At 51.5% G+C, this 6,000-nt stretch carries 4 protein-coding genes; 1 reads left to right on the forward strand and 3 read right to left on the reverse strand.

The window, feature by feature from the left end; translation table 11 throughout:
- Nucleotides 1–745: 745 nt before the first annotated feature.
- Nucleotides 746–1,609 carry an incFII family plasmid replication initiator RepA gene (gene repA, locus AAER43_RS25725; RefSeq protein WP_057058092.1) on the reverse strand — a complete coding sequence of 288 codons (864 nt, stop codon included), beginning with the start codon at nt 1,607–1,609 and terminating at the stop codon, nt 746–748.
- Between the two features lie 43 nt (nt 1,610–1,652).
- Here repA and AAER43_RS25730 point away from each other — a divergent pair, with 43 nt between their 5' ends.
- Nucleotides 1,653–2,621: an IS5 family transposase gene (locus AAER43_RS25730; protein WP_000654811.1), complete on the forward strand. Its 969-nt coding sequence runs from the start codon at nt 1,653–1,655 to the stop codon at nt 2,619–2,621.
- A gap of 507 nt (nt 2,622–3,128) precedes the next feature.
- On the opposite strand, the gene AAER43_RS25735 is transcribed toward AAER43_RS25730, so the two are convergent.
- Both AAER43_RS25735 and sopA read right to left on the reverse strand, forming a co-directional pair.
- Nucleotides 3,129–4,094, reverse strand: coding sequence for a ParB/RepB/Spo0J family plasmid partition protein (locus AAER43_RS25735; protein WP_057058129.1), 966 nt, complete (start codon nt 4,092–4,094; stop codon nt 3,129–3,131).
- Complete coding sequence (gene sopA, locus AAER43_RS25740; RefSeq protein WP_000523813.1) at nt 4,094–5,260, reverse strand: plasmid-partitioning protein SopA; 1,167 nt, start codon at nt 5,258–5,260, stop codon at nt 4,094–4,096. Before sopA ends, AAER43_RS25735 begins: the two co-directional genes overlap by 1 nt.
- Nucleotides 5,261–6,000: the final 740 nt, after the last annotated feature.

Raw genomic sequence — 6,000 nt, forward strand, 5'->3', positions numbered from 1 at the left:
ACGCCTCTGTACGCGGTCGGAGTGGTCCCGACAAGGCGACAGCCGCAGTCGGGGCGTATCTCCGCGTTAGCGGGCCGCAGGGCCGCTTGCGAGCGTGTACTAAACAACTGACCACAGCTCCACCCACAGCGATGAAGAAGAATAGTTACAACACCCATCATTAAAAGCGACACTACTCCCGGCCTTCGGCCGGGGGCGGCGACGCTTTTCAGTGTTGGGGAGGGGCACCTGGCCGGCAAACCGGCGCCGGTTTATGATGGATTTCCTTTTGAATGCTGTAACTAATTTGCTTCTCCGGCCGGGGCCCGTCGCGTAGCGAAGGGAGCTCTCACTGACGTTGCCGAACCGGCGCGACCGTCTGGTCGCTGCAAGGGCGGGCATTCTCCGCAGCCTGTCCACAGGGCAGGCGATGAACAGGTTATGTGTTTACAGGATTTATTAAAGGATTTTTAAAAGAGATATAGAGCTGATGTTTAAAAGGAACCACGCACCCTGAAAGACTGACGGTTAGCGCCTTGCAAAACCATCGGTTAGCGCCATATGAAATAATCCCTTGCAGTTATTTGTGAATAACAAAAATCGGCCGTCAAAAGTGACGCCGGCGATAACATTTCTAGCCAGTCCGGTGCCAGAACAGCGGTGATTCAGCTAAGTGGGGAGACCTCACTGCTCATAAGATCAGCAATGGCAGGTAACAGGCGTGCGAAAGCCTCCGGCGCCGGCCGGATTTTCAAAGGAAGGTACGTTATATGGGGACTGTGGCCAGTCGCGTGTAGTTGTTCCCGCGCGACAGCAGCATGCGCTCCTGCACACGACGCTCAACCTCACGCTTGAGCGCTTCATGATCGCCCCTGAAGCGGCCGGTGGCATACTCCCGGGTCAGTTGCTGACGCACGCGTGTCTCGATATCCTTACGCTGCCGTGAAGCATCCCGCCTGGCGGTTGCCCGCTTTCGGCCGTGACTTTTGCGTTCAGACTGGTAGCTGCGAAAACGCTCACGCACGAACCGCCACGCTTTTGCGATCAGTTCGTCCATCTCCAGCGGTTTCAGTTTCTGCTTTTTGCGCTGCTTATTTTCCCATTCCACACGGCTGCGGCGCGCGGCCACCACAGCCACCTCAGAAACGTCGAGCGCGGAAAACAGGGCCGGGGTGAACGTGATATCGGTCGGGATGTTACAACCAATCTGCGGGTCATATTCCGTCTGATAGGTGATCAGCCCCAGCTCGGCCAGAAACTTCAGCGCCCGGGTGGCTCGGGTGATCGACAGGTTACCGCTTCTGGACTCGGTGGCCAGACGACACTCGATGGCCATATTGGTAATCGAGCGCTGCACGCGATTGGCCAGCGGGTCATAGTGGAAACACATTGCCTGCAGAAGAGCGTCAATTGCACGCCGGCGCAACAGTGGTGGCATCCTGTGCCGCTTACCCAGCGAACGCAAAAACGCCACATGGATGGAAAAATCAAAACGGGACGTGAAGCCTTCGGCTTTCGCCATCAGCTTACGGCAGAACGGCAGGGTCTTTTTCCCTTCACGCGGCGTGAAAACCGGGTTCGGGTTTTTTACCTGCCGGTAATGTGAGAGCAGTTCCAGGGATTCAGTCACACCCCACCGCGGGCTTTGTTGAATAAATCGAACTTTTGCTGAGTTGAAGGATCAGATCACGCATCCTCCCGACAACACAGACCATTCCGTGGCAAAGCAAAAGTTCAGAATCACCAACTGGTCCACCTACAACAAAGCTCTCATCAACCGTGGCTCCCTCACTTTCTGGCTGGATGATGAGGCGATTCAGGCCTGGTATGAGTCGGCAACGCCTTCATCACGAGGAAGGCCCCAGCGCTATTCTGATCTCGCCATCACCACCGTTCTGGTGATTAAACGCGTATTCCGGCTGACCCTGCGGGCTGCGCAGGGTTTTATTGATTCCATTTTTGCCCTGATGAACGTTCCGTTGCGCTGCCCGGATTACACCAGTGTCAGTAAGCGGGCAAAGTCGGTTAATGTCAGTTTCAAAACGTCCACCCGGGGTGAAATCGCACACCTGGTGATTGATTCCACCGGGCTGAAGGTCTTTGGTGAAGGCGAATGGAAAGTCAGAAAGCACGGCAAAGAGCGCCGTCGTATCTGGCGAAAGTTGCATCTTGCTGTTGACAGCAACACACATGAAGTTGTCTGTGCAGACCTGTCGCTGAATAACGTCACGGACTCAGAAGCCTTCCCGGGCCTTATCCGGCAGACTCACAGAAAAATCAGGGCAGCCGCGGCAGACGGGGCTTACGATACCCGGCTCTGTCACGATGAACTGCGCCGCAAAAAAATCAGCGCGCTTATTCCTCCCCGAAAAGGAGCAGGTTACTGGCCCGGTGAGTACGCAGACCGCAACCGTGCCGTTGCTAATCAGCGGCTGAGCGGAAGCAATGCACGGTGGAAATGGACAACGGAATATAACCGTCGCTCGATAGCGGAAACGGCAATGTACAGAATGAAGCAGTTGTTGGGAGATTCACTGACGCTGCGTGACTACGATGGTCAGGTAGCGGAAGCTATGGCCATGGTGCGTGCGTTGAACAGGATGACAAAGGCTGGGATGCCAGAAAGCGTGCGTATTGCCTGAAAATCCAGCCAGCTACAGGGTCGTTCGCACGAAATCTTATTTATTCAACAAAGCCCCATTTAACCTCCGTTCCTGGCTGATAATCAGACCCACGATACAGCTGGGACCATGGTCCCAGACTGATAATCTGACCGACGATGCAGATGGGACCGTGGTCCCAGGCTGATAATCAGACCCTCGATGCATCTGGGACCATGGTCCCAGACTGATAATCAGACCGACGATGCAGATGGGATCATGGTCCCAGGGTAATTATCCGATCGATGATACAGATGGGATCGTGGTCTCAGGGTAATTATTTGTTCGACGATACAGATGGGACCGTGGTCCCAGGCTGATATTCAGACCCACGATGCAGCTGGGACCACGGTCCCAGACTGATAATAAGAAGGATGATTCAAGTGGGACCGTGGTCCCGGAGTGAGTATCCAGGCCAGTAATTTGTTCTGGATTATGAGAAAGGAAATGAAGTAAAGGGAGATAACCGTAGACTAAAGCGTGACCGCATTAGACTCCTGGCTTTTCAAGCTCCTTAAGAATGGCTTCAATCTTCTCAATGCACTCGGCTGGAAGCCGGGACCTGTCAAGATTCAGAATCATTTTATCGCCTTTGTACAAAGCTGTTGCCCCCGGCGCAAACTGATGACGTGAGCTAAGATTCACTCTTGATGCAGGAGATTGTTTTAGTACCGATGTTAAAAGATTTATAACCTCTTCGGCTTCAAAGATTACACCCGCTTTCTTCTGTTCGTGGAGAGTCGCGGCCTGCTGCTTCAGTAATTCTTCTTTATCTGCGAAAGCTTTCTGAAGGGCTTCACCTGACCGGGCAGAGAGTTCACCTGGGTGAGAGAAAAGGGCGACAACGGATTTCGGCAGTCTGGCTGTGTTGATACAACGAGTAATTATCTTACGTGAGATGTTTTCCGCATCGGCAAGTGCGGAAATATTTCCGGCAAACTCATTCTGGAGACGGTTTGCATAACGCTGACCACGCTCATAAGCACTCGTCGGGCGATAATCGTTGCCCAGTCTGGACAATGCCGACATCTGCTCATCGTCCAGTTCACCGACCAGAATACGATAATCGCTTTCTGTCAGGATTGCGGCCTTGCGGCGACGGCTGCCATCTGCAATTTCAATGATATCGGAAACACGACGGCCAAAAGCTGGAGTCTGCTGACCGGTCAGTAAAAATGAAGGAATGAGATCATCCAGGGCATCTTCGGTCAGTAGTTCCTGATCGCGCTCGTTACCTGACCATACCCGGGAAGCATTTTCAACAACATCTCCCCGGAGCACCTCCAGGGTAAACTTCACTTCCCGACCACACACCGGTAATGTAATTGCATTGCCGCGAGCCATAGCCCCGACACGTGCAATTAACGAATCCACCATTGGTGCAGCTGGCGCTGACGTGTCTTCAACTGCCTGAGTATTTGCTGTATGTCTAGGAATGACGGGTGCACGCTTCATTATCTAATCTCCCAGCGTGGTTTAATCAGACGATCAAATATTTCATTACAAACAGGTTCCCAGATTGAAAGTGCGTTTCGCCATGCACCGGTCGAAGAACGTTGATCAATCGCCTGTTCGAAAACGGTTCTCATGCGGATCTGGCCTTTACCAACTTCATCGGTTTCACGTACCACATTTTTCAGAACCATACTTCCCCACGCATCGCGAATTTGCTCTTCCATCCACGGTGACTGTGAACCATTGTTATTACTGTACTTGGTAAGCAGAATACGGACATCCGGCTCAAAGCCTTTAAGATCCACATTCCTGAGCAGATCACGAAGCATATCGAAAAACTGCAGTGCAGAAGTGTAATCGAACAGCTCTGCCGGGGTGGGGACAATCAGCACATCAGCAGCGCATACGACATTAATCGTGCCAATACCGAGGTTCGGTGCGCTGTCGATAACGATCACGTCATAGTCATGAGCGACCGTTTCAATGGCAAGGCGGAGCATCAGGTGTGGGTCTGTGGGCAGTTTACCTTCATCAAATTTGCCCATCAGTTCAGTTTCAATGCGATGCAGTGCCAGGCAGGACGGAATGATATCAAGGCCAGGCCAGCAGGTGGGTTTTATCGCATAACTGGCATCATCCTTTTCACCAAGATAAAAAGGCAGGAGAGTATCTTCAGCATGTATATGAAGATCGGGCACCCATCCGTGATACATCGAGGCTGTGCCCTGAGGATCATTACCCTCGACAAGCAGGACGCGTAACCCTTTCAGGGCCAGGTCCTGAGCCAGGTGAACAGAAACGGAGGTTTTGTAAACCCCCCCTTTATGAGCGGCAACCCCGATCACCGGTGGGAAAGCATCTTCTGCACGCCGCAGTCGGGTACCGAACACGTCCCGCATATGATTGATTTGTTCGATGGTATAACCAACACGCTGTTCAACTCTGCCACGGGTTTCCATATCCGGGTGGGGTAACCGGCCGGCTTTCTCTGCATCCCTGATTGCCTGAGAAGAAACGCCAACCAGATCCGCCGCTTCACCTATTCTCCAGCGGCGTGTGATCTTCCTGGCTTCCGGACTGTCGTCATTAAACTGCGCAATGGCAATAGCCTTCGTCATCTCATGTCCAGCAGAAATGCACTGGTTAAGTGTGTCCATCAGTCCCATTCTGAGCATCCTTTAATCATCGCTTTGCATTATTTTATTAAATCTTGGAATTTCTTGCAAAGCAACAATAAAATTGCAAAGTCATCTGAAAATTGCAAAGCTGACGGTAATGAAGGCAGTAAACCAGAGAAAAGGGAGTAAATCACATACCGCAGTCAATATTTCTCACTGCCGCTCGCCGCAGTGAGCGATCTCACGTAGTGAGAACGCGGCGAGGAAGCGGAAAAGTACAGAGGCTGCACAAAGCACGAACGCTACGATGCCAGCGACTTCTCCGTCTCAGTCCCTTTTCATGAAATTGACTGTGATATGTAAAAAATTGACTATGGTATGAAACTAAAAGCCGTAGGCTGGTTAACATCAAAAGAAGATCCTACATATCGCAGTCAATATTTAATGTTGAATCAGGGAGCGTTACTCATATGGCATTCTGGTTATCCTTGCAGGACCCTGAATGTAGTGTGGAAGATATGGTCGGGGGTAAGCGTTATTCATTGCTTCGATCCAGTAATTGATCCCTAAGAGATCATATTGAGATCCTAAAGAGATCCCCGGATCGCTGCAGCAGGCGCAGTGACTAGCCTGAACGTCATACTGGATCGACTGTGGAATGTAAAATGTTGACTGCTGTATGCAAAATCTAATACTGTGATATGCAACGGTATTTACTGAGGTATGTATTTCCGTTGACTGCGATACGTATAACGACATTCTTTTGTGGATAACCGTTGAGGATCAAG

Source organism: Enterobacter sp. FUJ80071, assembly GCF_038739915.1.
GTDB classification, from domain to species: domain Bacteria; phylum Pseudomonadota; class Gammaproteobacteria; order Enterobacterales; family Enterobacteriaceae; genus Enterobacter; species Enterobacter kobei.